The following is a 20,033-nucleotide window of genomic DNA, read 5'->3' as shown; positions in this document are numbered from 1 at the left end:
CGAAGTTACAAATGAAATGCCGATTAATGGAGGTGACATGGTTGCCGCAGTGCGCCTGGCAGGCAAGGTTGCCTTCGATGCCTATTCCCATTTCGCCGAGGATGACGGCTGGGCGATGGCGAGCCATATGGCGCTCTCCATTCTGCTCGCGCTTTTCCCGTTCCTGATCTTCGGCACGGCTCTGGCGGGTTTTCTGGGGGCCGACCAGTTTTCCGAAACGGCGGTGCATCTGATTTTCGATACCTGGCCGGAGGCGATTGCCGGGCCACTTGCCGCGCAGGTGCAGCAGGTGCTCACCATTCCGCGCGGCGGGCTGCTGACGATCTCGGTGCTGGCCGCCGCCTATTTCGCCTCCAACGGCGTCGAGGCGCTGAGAATTTCGCTGAACCGCGCCTATCGCGTCACCGAAACCCGCTGGTGGTACATCACCCGCCTGCTCAGCCTGCTATATGTGCTCATCGCAGTGGTGGTCTTCACCGGCATCAGCATCGTGCTCGTTGCCGTGCCGGTCGCCACCTCCTTTGCCGAACAGCGGTTTCCGTGGTTGACGGATATACTGAACACAGTCTCCAACCTCGGCCTCTACGGCACCATCGTCGTGCTGACGGCGGGGCTGGTGGCGGCGCACCTGTGGCTTCCGGCCGGAAAGCGGCGCATCTGGGACGTCTGGCCGGGTATCCTGCTGACGATGATCTTCTGGGTCATCGGTGCGGCGATCTTTGCCTATTATCTTTCCACCTTTGCCAATTATGCGGCCACCTATGCGGGTCTCGCCTCTGTCATGGTGGTTCTGGTGTTTCTTTATATGGTCGGCGTCATCTTCATGCTCGGTGCGGAGGTCAATGCCGCGCTCATGAAATACAAGGTGCGGCAGATCATCCGCCGCAATATCGGCAGCAACGGTGCTCGCCGTGAGCGGGCGCTAGAGGAGGCCGACAAGCCGGCGGATATCTGAGGGTGTCGCCCCTTCCGCGCGGAGGGCGGAAAGCCCGGTGCTACCTTCACTTTTTGAAAGCTTGCGCCCGTCCGCGCCGAGGATCAGCCGGTGATGATGATAGGTGGGTTGCTGCAGGTCCAGCAGGTGCTGCAGCAGCCGATGGATGGCGGTTGAGTGGAACAGGTCCATGCCGCGCACCACGTTAGTGATGCCCTGCAGCGCATCATCTACCACAACGGAAAGATGATAGCTCGAAGGCGCGTCGGAACGCGACAGCACCACATCGCCCCAGAGTGCTGGCAGCGCCTCGATTTGTCCCGTCTCGCCATCGCCGCTCTCCTGCCAGAACAGGGGGTTATCGGCGGCGCGGATCGCCTTTTTCATGTCGAGCCGCCAGGCATGCTGCCGACCGGAGGCAAGCAGCGCTGCCCGTTCCGTCTCAGGCCTTTCGCGGTCCACGGATGGATAAAGCGGTGCGCCATCCGGATCGCGCGGCCAAAGCCCGCCATCTGCCTCGAAGGCTTTGACGATCGCTTTGGTTTCTCCACGGCTCAGAAAGGCAGGGTAGGCAAGGCCGGCGCCGATCAGTCTGTCCAGCGCCACCCGATACGCATCGAAATGGTCCGATTGACGCCTGACAGGTTTTTCCCAGCCCAGCTCCAGCCAGCCGAGATCATCATAGATCGCCTGCTCCAGTTCCGGCGTGCAGCGCGTCTGGTCGATATCCTCGATACGCAGCAGAAAGCGGCCGCCATTGTCCCGCGCCATATCATGGTTCAGGAAGGCGGAAAGCGCATGGCCGAGATGCAGCAGGCCGTTAGGGCTTGGCGCAAAGCGGTAAACCGGTTTTTGACGGAGAGGCGAAGGCATGGTTTCTTCTGCCATGTTTTAAAGCACCCCGCCAGCCGGCTGCGGGCAGGGCGGATACGGAATGACGAAGATGAAAATCATTACCAGAATGGATGATATCAACGAAGGGCTGGAGCATCTGGCCCGCCTCGATCCTGCGCTCGGCCTCGTCATCGAAAAAGCCGGCCCGCTGGAACTGCGCATTCATGAGCCCGGCTTTGCCGGCCTTGCCCATATCATCGTCTCGCAGATGGTGTCACGCGCCAGCGCCAATGCCATCTGGGCGCGAATCCTTGCCGGCACCGACGGGGTGGTCACGGCGGAAAATTATCTGGCCGCACCGGAGGAGCTGCGCGCCACTTTCGGCCTTTCCCGTGCCAAGGCGACGACGCTGGAAGGGCTGGCGCGTGCCGTCACGGAAGCGCAGATCGATCTGGACGGCGTGGTGCGCAAGGAGCCGGGAGCTGCCCTTTCCGAGCTGGTCGCGCTTCGTGGTATCGGCCCATGGACGGCAGAGGTCTATCTGATGTTCTGCGGCGGGCATCCGGATATTTTTCCGGTGGGGGATGTGGCGCTGAGATCGGCAGTGGCGCATGCGCTTGATCTGGAAGTGAGGCCGGAAGCGAAATGGCTGGCGGAGCGGGCGACACTCTGGTCGCCGTGGCGCTCCGTCGCTGCCCGGCTTTTCTGGGGCTATTATGCCAACATCATGCGCCGCGCCATGGTGCCGCTGCCATGAGCGGGCTTTGAAGGCTAAAAATCTGCGATGCTATAAGGCAATGCGCCGCGCGAAAGGTGGTCGAATTGCAGTTTGCGTTTCAGCGGCGGTACGGCGCGCTGCACGCAATCCACCCTTTCGCAGACCCGACAGGAAATGCCGATGGGTTTGAAGGAGCCTGAATTGCCAAGATCGAGCGTATCGGCATAAACGAAATTCTGCGCGTGGGAAATTTCACAGCCGAGTGCAATCGCATAACGCGGCCTCTCGGTATTGAAACCGGCGCCGGCCTTCTCGATCTGGGTGGCAATGGAAAGATAGCGCACGCCATCAGGCGTTTCCGCCAGCTGCCGCACGATCCTGTCGGAGCTTTCGAAAGCCTGATGGATATTCCACAGCGGACAGGCCGCACCGAACCGGGCAAATTGCAGTCGTGTGGCGCTGTGGCGTTTGGTGATGTTGCCGGCCCGGTCGATCTTGGCGAAAAAGATCGGCACGCCTTTAATGCCCGGCCGTTGCAGCGTGCTGAGCCTGTGCGCCACCTGTTCGAGGCTCGCGCCGAAACGCACCGCCAGAAGCTCGAGATCGTGGCGCAGCTCCTGCGCCGCCCGGTGAAATGGGCCATAGGGCAGGATGAGGGCTGCGGCGAAATAATTGTGCAGCCCGATACGACAGATTTCGGCCGCTTCCGTATTGCGGAAACCGGCGCCGGCCAGCAGCCTGTCTATCGAAGCGCTGGCGTGAAGCTGGGCTATCTGCAACGCCAGCTGAAAGCTGCGGGTCGGCGCTGCCATGTAGGAGCTGAGCGCGAGCGTTTTGCCGGCAGGATCGAAATGCCGGATCAGACCGCCTGCCGCCTCCGTTCTTGTGATGTGGATGCCGTAACGGCCGCGCAGATGCGCCGCCAGAATGCCGTAGGTCTCGCCGCCTTCTATCTCCAGTTCCTCCGCCAGCTGCTCGGCCAGAAGATCGATCTCGGCGACGTAATTGTCGACGAAGTGGAAGAAGTCACGAACCTCCTCATAGGGTGTTCTCTCCACCTGTGCGGTTCCGCGACCCAGCCGGTCATCCAGTTGCACCAGCTGCTCGCTGTTCTGGCGATAGGCCTGATGGGCGCGTAGCAGCGCGTGGGCAAAACCCGGCGCGTTCTGGGCAATCAGCTTCAACTCCTGAAGCCCCGGTTCATAATTCATGAATAACGGGTCTTTTAGCGCCTCGCGCACGGCGGAAACCAGCCGGTCGTTTTCGCCGGTCGCCAGTTCCGCCATGTCCAGCTGGAATTTCTCCACCAGCGTCACCAGAACGCTGGCCGAAACCGGGCGCTGGTTATTCTCGATCTGGTTCAGGTAACTTGCGGAGATGCCCAGCCGTTCGGCAAATTGTGCCTGCGTGGCGCGGGCATTTTCGCGAAGGCCGCGAACCTTGCGGCCGATGAAGAGTTTTTCCGTCGCCATGTTGCAACTTTGCAAAATTTAATATTGCAAATATTTATGGCACGCATACGCGCACGATCAAGGCTTCTGGACGACTATTTTCTGGGCTATGGATCGTAATAACAACGCATGGAGGAAACATGCCCGGCATTCTGGAGCAGTTGGAAACGCGGCGGGAAGAGGCGCGGCTCGGCGGTGGCGTCAAGCGCATCGAGGCGCAGCATGCCAAGGGCAAGCTGACGGCGCGCGAGCGCATCGACGTGCTTTTGGATGAGGGCTCCTTCGAAGAATACGACATGTATGTCACCCACCGGGCGGTGGATTTCGGCATGGCGGGCCAGAAGATCGCCGGCGACGGCGTCGTTACCGGCTGGGGCACCATCAATGGCCGGCAGGTCTATGTGTTTTCCCAGGATTTCACCGTGCTTGGCGGTTCGCTCTCGGAAACCCACGCCCAGAAGATATGCAAGATCATGGATATGGCGGTGAGGAACGGCGCGCCGGTGATTGGGCTTAACGACAGCGGCGGCGCGCGTATTCAGGAAGGCGTCGCTTCGCTCGGCGGTTATGCCGACGTCTTCAAGCGCAATGTCGTCGCCTCCGGCGTCGTGCCGCAAATCTCCGTTATCATGGGGCCATGTGCCGGTGGTGCGGTCTATTCGCCTGCCATGACCGATTTCATCTTCATGGTGCGCGACACCTCTTACATGTTCGTCACCGGGCCGGATGTAGTGAAGACGGTGACGAACGAAATCGTCACGGCTGAAGAGCTGGGTGGGGCCTCTACCCATACGAAAAAATCCTCCGTCGCTGACGGCGCTTACGAAAATGACATCGAAACGCTGGAACATGTGCGGCTGCTGTTCGATTTCCTGCCGCTGAACAACCGCGAAAAACCGCCGGTCCGCCCGTTCCATGACGATCCGGCGCGGCTGGAAGCGCGGCTCGATACGCTGATCCCCGACAGTTCCAACAAGCCCTATGACATGAAGGAACTGATCCACGCGCTTGCCGATGAGGGGGATTTCTTCGAGTTGCAGGAAGCCTTTGCCCGCAACATCATCACCGGCTTCATCCGTCTCGAAGGCCAGACGGTGGGGGTTGTCGCAAACCAGCCGATGGTGCTGGCCGGTTGCCTCGATATCGACAGCTCGCGCAAGGCCGCCCGTTTCGTGCGTTTCTGTGATGCCTTCAACATTCCGCTGTTGACGCTCGTGGATGTGCCGGGCTTCCTGCCGGGTACGGCGCAGGAATATGGCGGCGTCATCAAGCACGGCGCAAAACTTCTCTTCGCCTATTCGGAGGCGACGGTGCCGATGGTGACGCTGATTACGCGCAAGGCCTATGGCGGCGCTTATGACGTGATGGCTTCGAAACATATCGGTGCGGATGTGAATTACGCTTGGCCGACGGCGGAAATCGCGGTCATGGGCGCCAAGGGCGCTGCGGAAATCCTCTATCGCTCCGAGCTTGCCGATCCCGAGAAGATCGCCGCGCGCACGAAGGAATATGAGGAGCGTTTCGCCAATCCGTTCGTGGCGGCGGAACGCGGTTTCATCGATGAGGTGATCATGCCGCATTCCTCGCGCCGCCGCATCGCCCGTGCGTTTGCCTCGCTGCGCAACAAGAGTGTCGAAACCCGCTGGAAGAAACACGATACCATTCCGCTCTGATCCGCTGCGGGGCTGGAAAAATGCTTCGGCCACCTTACTATAATGATGTTCAGGCGCCCGGACTTGCGGATGCCCTCCCGAAACGCACAAGGACAGAGTTTTATGGCCGAAAATTCCTCTGCAGATAATTTCCCCGCCGGATATGAAGTGCCCAAGGTCTGGACCTGGGACAAGGGCAATGGCGGCCAGTTCGCCAGCATCAACCGTCCGATTGCCGGTCCCACCCATGAAAAGGAACTGCCGGTCGGCAAACATCCGCTGCAGCTTTATTCGCTGGCGACGCCGAATGGCCAGAAGGTTTCCATCATGCTGGAAGAATTGCTGGCCGCTGGCCACAAGGGCGCCGAATATGATGCATGGCTGATCAAGATCGGCGAAGGCGACCAGTTCGGTTCTGGTTTTGTCGGCGTCAACCCGAATTCCAAAATCCCGGCGCTGATGGATCATTCGACATCAGAGCCGACGCGGGTTTTCGAAAGCGGTTCGATCCTCGTTTATCTCGCGGAAAAATTGGGCGCTTTCCTGCCCAAAGAGGGCAATGCCCGCACGCAGGCGCTGAACTGGCTTTTCTGGCAGATGGGCTCCGCCCCCTTCCTCGGCGGCGGTTTCGGGCATTTCTACGCCTATGCGCCGGTGAAGATCAAATACGCCATCGACCGTTACGCCATGGAAGTTAAACGCCAGCTGGACGTGCTGGACCGGCATCTCGCTGAAAACCGTTATCTGGCCGGTGACGAATACACGATTGCCGACATGGCCGTCTGGCCGTGGTATGGCAAGATCGCTCTCGGTCAGGCGTATGGCGATGCCGGTGCTTTCCTTGAAGCAGACGGCTATAAGAACGTCATGCGCTGGACGCTTGAAATCGGCGAACGCCCGGCGGTAAAACGCGGTGTGATCGTCAACAAGACCTCGGGCGAACCGTCCGAACAATTGCATGAACGCCACGATGCCTCCGACTTCGAGACGAAGACGCAGGACAAGATCGGCAAGGCATAACGAAAAGACTGGAGCGCTTCTGGTTTTACTGGAACCCTGGAAGCGCTCTCATTATTTGAATTTACGCATTTTACTGGAAATGCTTCTGGAAGGACTAGAGATGGCGAACCTGCCCGAAATGACCAAACACAAGGGGTTTCCCTCCGGCATGCCAAGCACGGGCGTCCAGTTCACCATCCGCCGCGCCAACCCCAAAGGGGTAACGCCTGTCAAGATGATACCCCGCCGGGCGCGCGACGACTCCAAGGAACACCGCATCGACGCCGCTTTCCTGCATTCGCTCTGGCACCATTTCGGTCCGGAACCGTTCGAGCGCGGCAATCTCGACGCCGCTCGCCTCAGCCTGCTGTTCGGCCGTGAGGTCTTGCCAGCGGAGAAGAATTTCGATCCGTTGTCCTATCAGGCGATGCTTGTCATCGACGAACGCGTCGCCCGGCAGAATTTCCCGGAATCCTTCGAGAATTTTTTCGAGATTTGAGGGTGCTGTCATCCGCCAGCGGGGAATGAAATTCGATGTCGACGGCTACCAGCAAGTTCCTGAGTTATGTTCTGCGCCATGCGCCTGAAAGTATTGACCTCACTCTGGATAATCAGGGTTGGGCGGATGTCGCAGACCTGCTGGCAAAAGCCAATGCGAGTGGCACGCCGCTCGATGAGGCGGGCTTGCTTGCGGTCGTTGCAGAAAGCGACAAGAAACGCTTCACGCTCTCGGAAGACGGTCGCCGCATCCGGGCGGCGCAGGGGCATTCCGTGAAGGTCGATCTTGGCCAGCCGCCTGTTGAGCCGCCGCCGCAATTGTTTCACGGTACGGCGACCCGTTTTCTCGAACCCATCCTGCGGGAAGGCCTGCACCCGGGGCAAAGGCAACAGGTTCATCTTTCCGTTGACCGGACGACCGCGCTTGCCGTCGGACAACGGCATGGAAAGCCTGTGGTCCTTGTTGTCGATGCCGCTCAGATGTCTGCGGATGGTTGCCGTTTCTACCTGGCCGATAACGGCGTTTGGCTGACGGATGCCGTACCTTTTTCGTATCTGACCGTGTCTGCGGATTCCTTAGCGGAAAGCGACAGGTGACGGGGTGACGTTTGATAATGGAGGAGGGAGGCAAAATGGGTGTCGGTATATTTCAGATCGATATGGATTGGCTGCATCGCTGGCTGCGGCAGCGGCATCGCCCTGGCTCCGGTAAGGCATCCGGTAATCGTAACCTGAAACCCAGGCTGACACCGGAGGCCGCGCAGCAAGATCATCGGCAGATGCTGCGCTTCATGGCGCTCAATGCGGCGGTTGGTGTTTTGATCGGTATCTGCGTCGGGGCGGCACTGATCTTTCTCGATATTGGCGGTTTGGGCGCGCGGATCGGCCGTGCCGCAAATCCAGTCGTGCCCGTGCTGCTGGTCGTCGTGCCCATCGCGTCGCTCTTCGGCGCGGCCGCCGCTGCCTCGGCGATCTTGCTGATGCCTTATGAGAAAAAATTTCGCGACGATGATGACGATGCGAGGGGAGAATAACCGCATGATCAAGAAAATCCTCATCGCCAATCGCGGCGAGATCGCCTGCCGGGTGATTAAGACGGCTAAGAAAATGGGCATTGCCACCGTCGCAGTCTATTCTGATGCGGATGCCAATGCGCTGCATGTGAGACAAGCGGATGAAGCCGTTCATATCGGCCCGGCCCCTTCGTCGCAGTCCTATATCGTCATCGACAAAATCCTGGAGGCAATCGCAAAAACCGGGGCGGATGCGGTACATCCGGGTTACGGGTTCCTGTCGGAAAATGCCGCCTTTGCCGAGGCGCTCGAGAAGGCGGGCGTCATTTTCATCGGCCCGCCCGTCGGCGCCATCAAGGCGATGGGCGACAAGATCACTTCGAAAAAACTCGCCGCGGAAGCGGGTGTTTCCACCGTTCCCGGCCATATGGGGCTGATCGGCGATGCCGAAGAGGCAGTGAAGATCGCATCGCAGATTGGTTATCCTGTCATGATCAAGGCCTCTGCCGGCGGTGGTGGCAAGGGCATGCGCATCGCCTTTAACGACGTCGAGGCGCGTGAGGGTTTCCAGTCTTCGAAGAACGAGGCGAAATCCTCTTTTGGCGATGATCGCATCTTCATCGAGAAATTCGTCACCCAGCCGCGCCATATCGAAATTCAGGTCTTGGGCGACAAGCACGGCAACATTCTTTATCTCGGTGAGCGCGAATGCTCGATCCAGCGCCGCAACCAGAAGGTTATCGAGGAGGCGCCGTCGCCATTTCTGGATGAGGCGACACGAAAAGCCATGGGCGAAGAGGCCGTCGCGCTGGCAAGAGCTGTCGGCTATCATTCTGCCGGAACGGTGGAATTCATCGTTGATGGTAACCGTAATTTCTATTTTCTGGAAATGAATACCCGCCTGCAGGTGGAGCATCCGGTCACGGAACTCGTCACCGGCATTGATTTAGTCGAGCAGATGATCCGTGTCGCGTCTGGTGAAAAGCTGTCCTTCGGGCAGGCGGATGTGAAGCTGAACGGCTGGGCGATAGAAAGCCGGCTTTATGCCGAAGACCCCTATCGCAACTTCCTTCCCTCCATCGGCAGGTTGACGCGGTATCGCCCGCCGCAGGAGGGCGCGCAGGAAAACGGCACCGTGATCCGCAACGATACCGGCGTTTTCGAAGGCGGCGAGATATCGATGTATTACGATCCGATGATCGCCAAGCTGTGTAGCTGGGGCAAGGACCGCGAAACGGCAATCGACGCCATGGGAGAGGCGCTGGACCGTTTCGAGGTGGAGGGTATCGGCCACAACCTGCCGTTCCTGTCGGCGGTCATGCAGCATGAGCGTTTTCGCGCCGGTCGCCTGACGACGGGCTTTATCGCGGAAGAATTTCCGGAAGGCTTTTCCGGCGTCGAGCCGGATGACGCCGCTGCGCGAAAACTTTCCGCCATTGCGGCTATTATTCAGCAGCGGCTGCAGAACCGCGCGGTGGAAATTTCCGGCACCATCGGTAATCATCGCCGCATCGTCGGTCAGGACTGGGTAGTGTCGTTTGGCGCTTCCCGTCACCGGGTCGGCGTTGAAACCGGCGCGAATGGCACTGCGATCCGTTTTGAGGACGGTGCGGCGTTGACGGTCGATACCGGCTGGCTTCCCGGCCAGAGGCTGGGGCTGTTCACGGTGGCGGGCGAGGTGATCGCCGCCAAGGTCGATCTTGCCGGGGCCGCGATCCGCCTTCGCTGGCGGGGCATGGATGTTGTTGCCCGCGTGCGCAGCCCGCGCGTGGCGGAACTGGCGCTGCTGATGCCGGAAAAACTGCCGCCGGATACCTCGAAACTGCTGCTCTGCCCCATGCCGGGCGTTATCACCGGCGTCACGGTGAGCGAAGGCGACGAGGTGGAGGCCGGTCAGGCGCTGGCGACGGTGGAGGCCATGAAGATGGAAAACATCCTGCGTGCGGAAAAACGCGGCCGCGTCGCGAAGGTTTCGGCGAAACCGGGCGATAGCCTTGCTGTGGATGAGGTGATCCTCGAATTCGAGTGATGGCCGTTGCCATTTCTCCGGAACGGATGCGGGCCGGAGCGGTTTACCGGGTCGGCAGGTTTGGCCGGGCAGGGGATTGCTGGATTTCGGTCACGATTGCCCGTCACAGTACTAAAATGAAATGCAGAAGGGGAGAGATGCATGTCGGGTGAAAAAACGGTGCGGGATTGGCTGCAGCTTGCCGAAAAGGAGCTGAAGCGGTCACCGGAAACACTCGTCTGGCACACGCCTGAAGGCATCGAGGTAAAGCCGCTCTATACGGCCGACGATCTGCATCAGGTTTCCCATCTCGAAAGCCTGCCGGGCTTTGCGCCGTTCACGCGCGGCCCGCGTGCCACCATGTATGCCGGGCGGCCCTGGACCATCCGTCAATATGCCGGTTTTTCCACGGCGGAAGCCTCGAACGCTTTTTACCGCAAGGCGCTCGCCGCCGGCCAGCAGGGCGTGTCCGTCGCCTTCGATCTTGCCACCCATCGTGGTTACGATAGCGACCATCCGCGGGTAGAAGGCGATGTCGGCAAGGCTGGCGTGGCGATTGACAGCGTCGAGGACATGAAAATCCTGTTCGACGGCATCCCGCTCGAAAAAGTCTCGGTATCGATGACCATGAATGGCGCTGTTATTCCCGTGCTTGCCAATTTCATCGTCGCTGGCGAGGAACAGGGCGTTTCCCGCGAAAAACTTTCCGGCACCATCCAGAACGATATCCTCAAGGAGTTCATGGTCCGCAATACTTATATCTATCCGCCCGAACCTTCGATGCGGATCATCGCCGATATCATCGAATATACGGCCAAGGAGATGCCGAAATTCAATTCCATCTCGATCTCCGGTTATCACATGCAGGAGGCGGGCGCGACGCTGGTGCAGGAACTGGCCTTCACGCTCGCGGATGGGCGGGAATATGTTCGCGCTGCGCTTGCCAAAGGGCTGAATGTCGATGATTTCGCCGGCCGTCTGTCGTTCTTTTTCGCCATCGGCATGAATTTCTTCATGGAGGCGGCAAAGCTGCGCGCCGCCCGCTTCCTGTGGTCGCGCATCATGGAAGAGTTCAAGCCGCAAAAGGCTTCGTCGCTGATGCTGCGCACCCATTGCCAGACATCCGGTGTATCGTTGCAGGAACAGGATCCCTATAACAACATCGTCCGCACCGCCTTTGAGGCCATGTCCGCCGTGCTTGGTGGCACGCAGTCGCTGCACACCAATTCCTTCGATGAAGCGATTGCCCTGCCGACTGAGTTTTCTGCCCGCATCGCCCGCAATACCCAGCTTATCCTTCAGCATGAAACCGGCGTCACAAAAGTCGTCGATCCGCTGGCCGGCTCCTATTACGTTGAAAGCCTGACCGATGAGCTGGCGCAAAAGGCTTGGGCGCTGATCGAGGAAGTCGAGGCGCTTGGCGGCATGACCAAGGCCGTGACGGAGGGTCTGCCGAAGCGGCTGATCGAGGAGGCCGCGACACGCCGACAGGCAGCGGTGGACAAAGGCGAAGAGGTCATCGTCGGGGTCAACCGCTACCGGCTGGAGAGCGAAGAGGATATTGATGTCCTCGATATCGACAACGCCGCCGTGCGCGCCGCGCAAATCCGCCGGCTTGAGGACACCAAACGCCGCCGGGATGGTGGAGATGTTTCCAGGGCGCTGGCTGCACTGTCCGAAGTCGCGCGCAGCGGCAAGGGCAATATTCTCGAAGCCGCCGTCATTGCCGCCCGCGCCCGCGCCACGGTCGGCGAGATTTCCGATGCGCTGCGCCTGGCCTTCGGCGATCATGCCGCAGTGCCGGAGGTGGTGAGCGATATTTACGGCGAGGCCTATAAAGACGAGCCGGAGCTGGCCACGCTCGCCGCCCGACTTTCCGGCGTTGCGGAAAGGATCGGCACCAAACCGCGCATCATGGTCGCCAAGCTTGGGCAGGACGGGCATGATCGCGGTGCGAAGGTCATCGCCTCCGCCTTCGGCGATATCGGTTTCGACGTGCTGGCGGGGCCGCTGTTTCAGACACCCACTGAGGCGGCCGATCTTGCCGTTAAAAGCAAAGTGCATGTGGTCGGCATGTCGTCGCTCGCAGCTGGCCACAAGACGCTGGCGCCGCAGCTGGTCGACGCGCTGAAACAGAAGGGTGCGGGCGATATCATCGTCGTCGTCGGCGGCGTCATTCCGCGGCAGGACTACCAATTCCTGCTCGACCACGGGGTTTCGGCAATCTTCGGACCGGGCACCAATGTCATGGATGCCGCCAACAAGGTCCTCGACCTGCTGGAAGGCATCCGGCGCAACGCATGAGGGAAAGACACCCATGTTCGGAAGATTGAACCACGTCGCCATCGCGGTGCCCGATCTGGATGCCGCCATTGCCCGTTATAGGGCGCTGGGCGCAGATGTCTCGGAGCCGCAATCCCTGCCCGAACATGGTGTGACCGTGGTGTTCATTCAGGCTGACAACACCAAGATCGAACTCCTTCATCCGCTCGGGGAAAATTCGCCCATCACCGCCTTCCTCGACAGGAACCCGGCTGGCGGCACGCATCATCTCTGCTTCGAGGTGCCGGATATTCTGGCAGTGCGCGACGATCTCGTCAAAAAGGGCGTCCGCATCTTGGGCGATGGCGAGCCGAAGATCGGCGCGCATGGCAATCCCGTTCTTTTCCTGCACCCGAAAGACATGGGCGGCGTGCTCTATGAACTCGAGCAGGCTACCCCGACACACGGCTGAAACACAGAGCACATAAGACGCTGGCCATGCGGTGAACGGTGAGCAGCCGCCGACCGCTTTTGCCAAAACGTGTTTCGTTTGTTTTCTTTTGACATTCGTTTTGTTTTCGTTTTTATGGCAATTGTCTTTCAACGATGGGGATACGATCCCCTGCGCTGTCGTGGAGGCTCTATGTCCGGCGAGACCATTTTCGATCTTTTTGTCATCGGTGGCGGCATCAATGGCTGCGGCATTGCCCGCGATGCGGTGGGCAGGGGTTATTCCGTGGCGCTTGCGGAAAAGGGCGATTTTGCCTCCGGCACGTCTTCGGCTGCCACCAAGCTCATTCACGGCGGTCTGCGTTATCTCGAACATTACGAGTTTCGTCTGGTGCGCGAATCCCTGATGGAGCGGGAAATCCTTTGGGCTATGGCGCCGCATGTCATCTGGCCGATGCGCTTCGTTCTGCCTATCCAGAAAGGCGGTATACGCCCGGCTTGGATGGTCCGGCTCGGCCTGTTTCTTTATGACAATCTCGGCGGCCGCAAGCTCCTGCCAGCGACCCGCACGCTCGATCTACGGCAAGACCCGGCAGGCAAGCCATTGAAACCGGTTTTCGCCAAGGCTTTCGAATATTCCGACGGTTGGGTCGACGATGCCCGTTTCGTGGTCCTGAACGCCCGCGACGCGGCGGATCGTGGCGCCACGATCATGAACCGCATGCGGGTCGTCTCCGCAAAACGTGAAGGCGGTCTCTGGCTCATCGAGACGCTGGACGAAAAAACCGGACATTCCGCCACACACCGGTCGCGCATGCTGGTCAATGCCGCCGGCCCATGGGTGGACACTGTGCTGTCCGGCGTCTTTGGCCGTAACGATATTCACAATGTCCGCCTCGTACAGGGCAGCCACATCATCGTGCGCAAGAAGTTCTCGGATCCGCGCGCCTATTTCTTCCAGAACCCGGACAACCGCATCATCTTCGCCATTCCCTATGAGCGGGATTTCACGCTGATCGGCACAACGGACCGTGATTATCAGGGCGACCCGGCCAAGGTTCGCATCTCGGAGGAAGAGATTTCCTATCTCTGCAATGCGGCAAGTGACTATTTCAGCGAAGCGGTAAAGCCGGAAGACATCGTCTGGACCTATTCGGGCGTGCGGCCGCTCTTCGATGACGGCGCCTCGAAAGCGCAGGAAGCCACACGCGACTATGTGCTGAAGGTGGAAGAAGGCGAAGGCGAAGCGCCGCTTCTCAACATTTTCGGCGGCAAGTTGACCACCTATCGGCGGCTGGCGGAACATGCGCTGGAAAAGATCGGCACGGCAATCGGCGAGAAGGGCAAGCCGTGGACGGCTGGCTCCCACCTGCCCGGCGGCGATTTCAGTGTGGAGCGCTATGATGCTCAGGTGAGAGGGCTTATCGACCGCTATTCCTTTCTTGACCGCCGCCATGCGGAACGTCTCGTCAGAAATTACGGCACCAAAGCGGTAGATCTGCTCGGCCCGGCCACCGATGTGTCCGGTCTCGGCCGCCATTTCGGCGGCACGCTTTACGAATGCGAGGTTCGCTTTCTGGTGCAGCATGAATGGGCCTGCACGGCCGAGGATATTCTCTGGCGGCGGACGAAGCAGGGCCTGTTGCTCAGCAAGGAACAGGCGGCCGGTCTGGATGAATTCGTCCGGCTTTTGACGGGCGCCGAGGAAGAAACTGCAGCCGTGGCGGAGCGGGCCTGAGCCTTCAGCAATTGCCCGTCAGTTCCCCGAATGTCTCGCCGGCTTCGGGAAGGCCTTCAACGGTTCGCAATCGAGCTTTCACGTCGTCTCATCCGACTTCAGTTTCGCCAACCCCTTGCTTTCCTTCTTAAGCGGTCGGCCAACGGGGCAGACGTCCTGAACGAAGCTGTTGAGTGTGTTCACCAGCTTGTTCGGTGTCAGCGAATAGCGAATGAACTGGCCTTCGCGCTTGCCGGAGATCAAACCGGCGGTTTCCAACACATTTAGATGCTGTGAGATGGAAGGCTTTGACATGTCAAAGCGTGCAGCAATTTCCCCGGCCGTAAGATCCGTATGGGAGAGATAGGCCAGGATTTTGCGGCGTGGGGCGGACGCAAGTGCCTCGAAGACAAGCTGCATGGGCGGAGTCGTTACCTGTTCTGCCAGCATGTTGGAATCATTTTCCTGCCCAGTCACATCGTCCTGCCTTTCATTGGCAATTCACAAATATCGGCGCTTGAGTTAATTAGCTAATTGCCTAATTATAAAAATCAATTACAAAGGTAATTAGCTTATAGACTAAATAAGTATCATTTGGTGGCTGGCGAGGCAAGCGTGCGCACGGCATGGAGAGGATATTGTGATGACGGTTTCCACAGGACGCATGATCTCGCAACCGCTTTCCGATGCAAGCGAAGGGCGGGTATGCTGGATGCCAGCAAAGTCGCTCTGGACCGGGTCAATGATAGCGGCGGCGGTGATGCTCGGACCGCTGACATTTTCCTGGAGCAGTTTCACTCTGTTCGTTGTCATGACCATGATCACCATCTGCGCCGGGCATTCAGTGGGGATGCACCGGCTGCTGATCCACCGCTCGTTCCGCACCGGCAAGGCTGTTGAGCGCCTGCTGGTCTATCTTGGCACGCTGGTCGGCATGGCTGGACCGTTTGGCATGATTTACGCCCATGACATCCGCGATTGGGCCCAACGACAGACGAAGTGCCATGATCTTTACGCGCACCGGCGTTCCTTTTTCGTTGATGCTTGGTGGCAGATGCATTGTGCAGTCATACTGAAGCATCCGCCAACGTTCGTTATTGAGCCGGAGGTTGCGAATGACGGGTTTTACCAGTTCCTGGAGCGGAGCTGGATGGCGCAGCAATTCCCCTGGATGTTGTTGTTTTATCTCCTCGGTGGCTGGAGCTGGGTGGTGTGGGGCACTGCGGTGCGCATTTCGGTTTCATTGATTGGGCATTGGCTTGTTGGCCATTTCGCACATCGCGGAGGACATCAGGGATGGGCAGTCGATAATGTCGCCGTGCAGGGCTACAATATTCCCACAGCAGCAGTGGTCACTTTCGGCGAGTCCTTTCACGGCAACCACCATGCCTTTCCTGAGTCGGCCCGGCTTGGGCTGGAGCCGGGACAAGTTGATCTTGGCTGGAATTTTATCCAGTTGCTGATGTGGCTTGGGATCGCCAGCGGAGTTAAATTGCCGGAAAATACGATGCATCGTGAAGGCCTCCGCCGCCTTTAGGGAGGTGGCTGTGTATTATCGCGGAAGCGCGTTAGGTCTCAATCAGTTGCCAGAGTTCCTTGCCGGTTTCTGCAGGTTTTCAGCGCTTAATACATAATCGTCGGCGGTGGAAAGCGCGTGTTCCATATGCCCTTCGAACACCAGTTCTGGTTCGTCGGGCGCGATGCCTATTTTAGGCATGCCGCCGAAACGTACCGCCTGCGATTGCGCAAGGCCGTCATGCAGGCCGCTTTCCAGAAGATCGTAGTAGCGGGTGCCGGGTCCGGTGATAAAAACCGGCATATGGCCATGCAGGCTGAAAAGGCGTGAAAGACCGTTACCGAGCGCCAGCCCGGCCGTGCGAAAGGCAAAGCGCGCCATGCGGCCGCCGGCGCGGGCAGAGGTGGCGATCTTGTCCACCTCCGCAATCGGCACGAATTTCGCCGGTTCGGCTTGTGGCGGTGCTTCGAAGGCTGAGCGCAGGATGGCGTAGAACCCGGAATAGGCTTCGATACAGCCCTTGGTGCCGCAGCGGCACAAGGCGCCATCGGCCAGATGCAGCATATGGCCGAAATTGGGGGCGCTGACATCGATCGTGCCGCCTGCGGAGCGGGCAATGCCGAGGCCGATGCTGTGGCCGAGTGACAGGGTGACGAGCGCCTCCGGTGGCGCGTTCTCATCTGTCTTCGCCTGCTCACGCATCCAGATTGCCTTGGCGGCGAGCAGGGTTTCGTTGTTCAGTGTCACGCGGATGCGGGGGTCCCCGGAAAGCAGTTGCCGGAAATCGATCCTTTCATTGCCGAGTACCGGCGACCAGACGAGCGTTGCCGCTGCCGCATCCACCAGCCCCTTGCTGCTGATCGACACCTGAAGAATATCGTGACGGTCGATGCGCGAGCGGTCCGCAAGTCGTGCGAGACCAGCAAGGATCGCCCCGCCGAATCTGCCTCTCTCGGCAGCTAATCTCTGTTCGGTGAAGCGATCCACCAGCTTGCCGGCATAGTCGACCAGCGAATATTGCACGCTGTCGGAGGAGATGATGACGATGGCGACGTGGCAGAATGCGCCGCGCGGCGCAAAGAGAATGCGCGGCCGCCCGCGACCGGTGGCGGTGAGCTGTTCCTTGCGCATAATAAGACCGGCACGCTCCAGTTCCATGGTGATGGCCGAAACGGTGGCGGAGGCAAGCCCGGTAAACGACGACATGTCCGTGTGGGAAAGGCTGCCGTGCAGACGCAGGGCCGCCATCACCGACAGGCTGTTTTTCTGGCGCACCAGTTCCGTACTTGCAATGGCGGACATGGGCTGGGGCCTGCTCCCTGAACGGCTTTTTCCTGTCGTGCTCACCTCGTCTGATGGCGCATGCCGCGAGCAAGATCAAGGCACCCGGATGCTGCCCGCAGCCGTTGTTGACAGCATTCGGAATCTCTGACATTAATTTTCTCGACTGTCGAGAAAATTGTGTAACCACAAAGGCCGACAGCTTTTTCCGGGCGTTTTCCCTGCATGGAGGTGCAGGCTTCGCCCTTACCGGGAGGACATCATGAATTCATTTGCCAAGCTTTTGGCGGGTACGGCTGTACTCGTTTCCCTGCATACTGCGGCCATCGCGGCTGATCTCGTCGTTGGCGTGTCCTGGTCGAACTTCCAGGAAGAGCGCTGGAAGACGGATGAGGCGGCCATCAAGGCAGCACTCGACAAGGCCGGCGCGAAATACATTTCCGCCGATGCGCAGTCTTCCGCCGCAAAGCAGCTGACCGACGTGGAATCGCTGATTTCGCAGGGCGCCAATGCGCTGATCATCCTGGCGCAGGATAGCGACGCGATTGGCCCGGCGGTGGAGAAGGCCGTTGCCGAAGGCATTCCGGTCGTTGGTTATGACCGCCTGATCGAAAATCAGAACGCCTTCTACATCACCTTCGACAACAAGGAAGTCGGTCGTCTTCAGGCTGCCGAAGTGTTCAAGGTGAAGCCGGAAGGTAACTACGTCTTCATCAAGGGTTCGTCTTCCGATCCGAATGCGGACTTCCTCTTCGCTGGTCAGCAGGAAGTGCTGAAGGCGGCCATCGACGGCGGCAAGATCAAGAATGTCGGCGAAGCCTATACCGATGGCTGGAAGCCGGAAAATGCCCAGAAGAACATGGAACAATTCCTGACCAAGAACAACAACAAGGTCGATGCGGTCGTTGCCTCGAATGACGGCACGGCCGGTGGCGCCATTGCCGCGCTCGCTGCGCAGGGCATGGCCGGTTCGGTTCCCGTTTCCGGTCAGGATGCTGACTTCGCTGCGCTTAACCGCGTCGCGCTTGGCACGCAGACGGTGTCGGTCTGGAAGGACAGCCGTGAACTCGGCAAGGAAGCGGCCGGCATCGCGCTGGAGCTGGCCGGCGGCAAGAAGATGACGGAAATCAAGGGTGTCACCTCCTTTGATGGCGGTCCGAAGAAGGTAGCGATGCAGTCGGTCTTCCTCAAGCCGATTGCTATTACCAAGGACAATCTGAACGTCGTCGTCGATGCCGGCTGGATCAAGAAGGAAACGGCCTGCCAGGGTGTGAAGGCTGGAACCGTCAAGGCCTGCGACTAAGACCCAAGGGTCCAGCTTTGGGCGCTGCGCCACCTTGGTGGCGTGGCGCCTTTCAGATGTAAGGAGGACCGGCAGTTCATGGCCGATATGACCCAATCCAATTCCACAGCGTCTCCCAAGGCGGAAAAGACAGGCTCGATAACGCGCTTCATCAGCGCCACGGAGCTGGATACCAGGCTGCTCGGCATGGTCGGCGCGCTTCTTCTGATCTGGATCGGATTTCATATCCTGTCCGGCGGCCTGTTCCTGACGCCCAGAAACCTCTGGAACCTTTCGGTGCAGACTGCTTCCGTGGCTGTCATGGCAACCGGCATGGTGCTGGTCATCGTCACCCGCAATATCGATCTGTCGGTCGGGTCGATCCTCGGTTTTTCCGGCATGATCATGGGGGTCATGCAGGCGGAAATCCTGCCGCAGATCCTCGGTTTCGAACATTGGGCGACATGGATCGTCACGCTTCTCACCGGCATTCTTGTCGGTGGCGCCATCGGCATGTTGCAGGGCTCGATCATCGCTTTCCTGAACGTGCCATCCTTCATCGTCACGCTCGGCGGGTTGCTGGTCTGGCGCGGTGGCACCTGGTTCATCACCAGTGGCCGTACCGTTGCGCCGATGGATTCCACCTTCCGTCTGATGGGCGGCGGCACCAATGGCTCGATCGGCGCGACATGGAGCTGGATCGCCGCCGTCGTCGCCTGCGTCGCCATCGTGGCGGCCATTCTCAATTCCCGCCACCAGCGCCGCCGTTTCGGTTTTCCGCTGCGGCCGGTCTGGGCGGAATATTTTCTGGTGGCGCTCGGCTGCCTCATCGTCGTCGGTTTCGTTGCCGTCGTGAACAGCTATCCTTGGCCGATCAACATCGCCCGCAACTATGCCGATGCAAACGGGATCGTCTGGCCTGAAGGTGGTCTGTTCATCTCGCACGGCATTGCCGTTCCGGTTCTGATGGCGCTCGCCGTGGGCGCGGTGATGACCTTCATCGCCACGCGGCTGCGCTTTGGACGCTACGTTTTTGCCATCGGCGGCAACCCGGAAGCGGCGGAACTGGCCGGCATCAAGACCCGCTGGGTCACGGTGAAGATTTTCACGCTGATGGGCGTTCTATGCGCCATCGCTGCGGCGATTTCGACCGCCCGCCTCAACGCCGCCACCAATGCGCAGGGCGAGCTGGATGAGCTTTACACCATCGCGGCGGCCGTCATCGGCGGCACCTCGCTTGCCGGCGGTGTCGGCACCATCGCGGGCGCGATGCTCGGCGCGCTCGTCATGCAATCGCTGCAATCCGGCATGGTGCTGGTGGGCATCGATACGCCCTTCCAGCGCATCGTGGTCGGTGTGGTTCTGGTCGTCGCCGTCTGGCTCGACACGATCTACCGCGCCCGCGCCAAGTAAGAACC

Annotated in this window: 18 protein-coding genes; 14 read left to right on the top strand and 4 right to left on the bottom strand. The window is 59.7% G+C overall.

The window, feature by feature from the left end; all coding sequences use genetic code 11:
• Window positions 1-37: 37 nt before the first annotated feature.
• The gene (locus tag FCH38_RS11140) at window positions 38-955 is read left to right on the top strand and encodes a YihY/virulence factor BrkB family protein (protein ID WP_149899427.1); all 918 of its coding nucleotides are present in this window, start codon (window positions 38-40) and stop codon (window positions 953-955) included.
• On the opposite strand, the gene gluQRS is transcribed toward FCH38_RS11140, so the two are convergent.
• A complete protein-coding gene (gluQRS, locus tag FCH38_RS11135) occupies window positions 923-1,822 on the bottom strand; it encodes a tRNA glutamyl-Q(34) synthetase GluQRS (RefSeq protein WP_174373801.1) in 900 nt (299 codons plus the stop codon). The two genes, FCH38_RS11140 and gluQRS, sit on opposite strands and share 33 nt — an antisense overlap.
• Before the next feature lie 46 nt (window positions 1,823-1,868).
• Between gluQRS and FCH38_RS11130 the strand changes: the two genes are divergently transcribed.
• Window positions 1,869-2,525 (top strand): DNA-3-methyladenine glycosylase family protein, encoded by a 657-nt coding sequence (locus FCH38_RS11130; protein WP_174373800.1) that lies wholly within the window; start codon window positions 1,869-1,871, stop codon window positions 2,523-2,525.
• Between the two features lie 14 nt (window positions 2,526-2,539).
• On the opposite strand, the gene FCH38_RS11125 is transcribed toward FCH38_RS11130, so the two are convergent.
• Window positions 2,540-3,958, bottom strand: a complete 1,419-nt coding sequence (locus tag FCH38_RS11125) for a helix-turn-helix domain-containing protein (protein ID WP_174373799.1) — start codon at window positions 3,956-3,958, stop codon at window positions 2,540-2,542.
• A gap of 119 nt (window positions 3,959-4,077) precedes the next feature.
• On the opposite strand from FCH38_RS11125, the gene FCH38_RS11120 reads away from it, so the two are divergent.
• From FCH38_RS11120 to FCH38_RS11080, 9 genes are all read left to right on the top strand, one after another.
• Entirely contained in the window at window positions 4,078-5,610 is a 1,533-nt protein-coding gene (locus FCH38_RS11120) for an acyl-CoA carboxylase subunit beta (RefSeq protein WP_142841474.1), read from the top strand.
• A gap of 102 nt (window positions 5,611-5,712) precedes the next feature.
• Window positions 5,713-6,609: a glutathione-dependent disulfide-bond oxidoreductase gene (gene yghU / locus FCH38_RS11115; RefSeq protein ID WP_174373798.1), complete on the top strand. Its 897-nt coding sequence runs from the start codon at window positions 5,713-5,715 to the stop codon at window positions 6,607-6,609.
• Window positions 6,610-6,709: 100 nt separating this feature from the next.
• Complete coding sequence (locus FCH38_RS11110; protein ID WP_149899423.1) at window positions 6,710-7,087, top strand: hypothetical protein; 378 nt, start codon at window positions 6,710-6,712, stop codon at window positions 7,085-7,087.
• 35 nt (window positions 7,088-7,122) lie between these two features.
• A complete protein-coding gene (locus FCH38_RS11105; RefSeq protein WP_174373797.1) occupies window positions 7,123-7,683 on the top strand; it encodes an RNA 2'-phosphotransferase in 561 nt (186 codons plus the stop codon).
• Window positions 7,684-7,718: 35 nt separating this feature from the next.
• Window positions 7,719-8,120: a hypothetical protein gene (locus FCH38_RS11100; protein WP_174373796.1), complete on the top strand. Its 402-nt coding sequence runs from the start codon at window positions 7,719-7,721 to the stop codon at window positions 8,118-8,120.
• A gap of 4 nt (window positions 8,121-8,124) precedes the next feature.
• Entirely contained in the window at window positions 8,125-10,128 is a 2,004-nt protein-coding gene (locus FCH38_RS11095) for an acetyl-CoA carboxylase biotin carboxylase subunit (protein ID WP_174373795.1), read from the top strand.
• 141 nt (window positions 10,129-10,269) lie between these two features.
• A complete protein-coding gene (gene scpA, locus FCH38_RS11090; protein WP_174373794.1) occupies window positions 10,270-12,411 on the top strand; it encodes a methylmalonyl-CoA mutase in 2,142 nt (713 codons plus the stop codon).
• A 13-nt stretch (window positions 12,412-12,424) separates the two neighbouring features.
• Window positions 12,425-12,841 (top strand): methylmalonyl-CoA epimerase, encoded by a 417-nt coding sequence (gene mce / locus FCH38_RS11085; RefSeq protein ID WP_174373793.1) that lies wholly within the window; start codon window positions 12,425-12,427, stop codon window positions 12,839-12,841.
• 171 nt (window positions 12,842-13,012) lie between these two features.
• The gene (locus tag FCH38_RS11080; protein ID WP_174373792.1) at window positions 13,013-14,557 is read left to right on the top strand and encodes a glycerol-3-phosphate dehydrogenase; all 1,545 of its coding nucleotides are present in this window, start codon (window positions 13,013-13,015) and stop codon (window positions 14,555-14,557) included.
• Between the two features lie 78 nt (window positions 14,558-14,635).
• Here FCH38_RS11080 and FCH38_RS11075 read toward each other — a convergent pair whose 3' ends face one another.
• Window positions 14,636-14,986 (bottom strand): metalloregulator ArsR/SmtB family transcription factor, encoded by a 351-nt coding sequence (locus FCH38_RS11075; protein ID WP_236776607.1) that lies wholly within the window; start codon window positions 14,984-14,986, stop codon window positions 14,636-14,638.
• A 190-nt stretch (window positions 14,987-15,176) separates the two neighbouring features.
• Here FCH38_RS11075 and FCH38_RS11070 point away from each other — a divergent pair, with 190 nt between their 5' ends.
• A complete protein-coding gene (locus FCH38_RS11070) occupies window positions 15,177-16,073 on the top strand; it encodes an acyl-CoA desaturase (RefSeq protein WP_174373791.1) in 897 nt (298 codons plus the stop codon).
• Between the two features lie 42 nt (window positions 16,074-16,115).
• Here FCH38_RS11070 and FCH38_RS11065 read toward each other — a convergent pair whose 3' ends face one another.
• Window positions 16,116-17,354 carry an ROK family protein gene (locus FCH38_RS11065; protein WP_174373790.1) on the bottom strand — a complete coding sequence of 413 codons (1,239 nt, stop codon included), beginning with the start codon at window positions 17,352-17,354 and terminating at the stop codon, window positions 16,116-16,118.
• Window positions 17,355-17,595: 241 nt separating this feature from the next.
• Here FCH38_RS11065 and xylF point away from each other — a divergent pair, with 241 nt between their 5' ends.
• Window positions 17,596-18,636 carry a D-xylose ABC transporter substrate-binding protein gene (gene xylF, locus FCH38_RS11060; protein ID WP_153514495.1) on the top strand — a complete coding sequence of 347 codons (1,041 nt, stop codon included), beginning with the start codon at window positions 17,596-17,598 and terminating at the stop codon, window positions 18,634-18,636.
• Window positions 18,637-18,714: 78 nt separating this feature from the next.
• On the top strand, window positions 18,715-20,028 hold the full coding sequence (locus tag FCH38_RS11055) for a sugar ABC transporter permease (protein WP_174373789.1): 1,314 nt from the start codon (window positions 18,715-18,717) through the stop codon (window positions 20,026-20,028).
• The last annotated feature ends 5 nt before the right edge of the window (window positions 20,029-20,033 follow it).

This window comes from Agrobacterium tumefaciens, assembly GCF_013337285.1.
GTDB classification, from domain to species: Bacteria; Pseudomonadota; Alphaproteobacteria; order Rhizobiales; family Rhizobiaceae; genus Agrobacterium; species Agrobacterium burrii.
This window is presented reverse-complemented; position numbering and strand designations above follow the sequence as displayed.